This window comes from Methylobacterium sp. WL103 (genome assembly GCF_008039885.1).
Taxonomy (GTDB): Bacteria; Pseudomonadota; Alphaproteobacteria; order Rhizobiales; family Beijerinckiaceae; genus Methylobacterium; species Methylobacterium cerastii.
In genome coordinates, this window is record NZ_VRUX01001176.1 from 1 (window position 1) to 652 (window position 652).

Consider the following 652-nt stretch of genomic DNA (forward strand, 5'->3'; position numbering starts at 1 on the left):
GTGGCCGCCAGGGTGCCGCGGCCCTGCAGGCGCACGAGCCAGGCCAGCGTCGCCCGGTCGCCGACCGCATGCGCCGCGCTGAAGCGCTGCGCGGTGGCGGCGACGGCGGCGAAGTGCACGAACACCACGAATTGCTGGATGCGGGTCGCGGCGAAGTACAGGCCGACCGCCGAGGGCGGCATCAGGAAGCCGAGCACCACCACGTCGACGAAGGTGAAGCCGGCGTTGGCCAGGTCGATCAGCGCGATCGGCAGGCTGGCGCCGAGCCAGCGGCGCCAGCGGTAGCGGCGCGGGCCCTTGGGCAGGGTGCGCGCCATCCGCGCGATCACGATCGTCGCCTGGATCGCCACCGACAGGATCGCGGCGGCGAGCATGCAGGCCATCGCGACCCAGGCGTGGGCGGGCGCCCCGAGCAGGATCGCGGCGACCATCGCGACCATCATCACGGTCTGGCGCACGAGGTAGGGCGGGGCGATCGCCAGCACCGCCCAGTTCTGGCTGCGGGCGAGGCCTTCCAGGAAGTCCTGGAGCGCGAACAGCGGCAGCACCAGCGCGGCGACGAGGAGGGGCGCCCGGTAGGGCCCGGCGACCCAATCCGGCCGCAGCGTCAGGATCGCGGCGCCGAGCCCGGCGACGAGGAGGGCCGCCGCGC

The 652-nt window shown here is 74.7% G+C and carries 1 pseudogene; it reads right to left on the reverse strand.

The features are described from left to right. Positions 1 to 652, reverse strand: a pseudogene (locus FV222_RS30395) (lipopolysaccharide biosynthesis protein); the annotation flags it as partial.